1 protein-coding gene is annotated in these 281 nt (G+C 58.7%); it reads right to left on the bottom strand.

Going from position 1 to position 281, the window contains the following annotated elements; translation table 11 throughout:
• The coding region (locus AB2L51_RS15130) for a glutathionylspermidine synthase family protein (protein WP_400922648.1) at positions 1 to 281 on the bottom strand (281 nt) is incomplete at both ends.

Below are 281 nucleotides of genomic sequence, written 5' to 3'. Positions count from 1 at the left end.
AGGAGAAGTCCATGCGCCCGTACAGATGCGGATGACCTTCCAGCCAGGACGTTCGGATCATGTCGTAGTACGACGCCGGAATGCTCAGGCGATCCAGCAGTTCTTCGCTGTGCACGACGCGGTCGACCAGGTCCATGCACATCTCGTGCAGCTCGGTGGTTGGATCCTCCAGATCGTTTTCGATCTGTGCGAGCGTGAACTGGTAGTAGGCGCGCTCGTCCCAGTACGGCTCGTCGTCGATGGTGTGAAACAGAAAGCCGAGGCTTTCGGCGGTCTGTTTC

It is taken from the genome of Acetobacter fabarum (genome assembly GCF_040702925.2).
In the GTDB taxonomy this organism is placed as follows: Bacteria; Pseudomonadota; Alphaproteobacteria; order Acetobacterales; family Acetobacteraceae; genus Acetobacter; species Acetobacter fabarum_B.
This window is presented reverse-complemented; position numbering and strand designations above follow the sequence as displayed.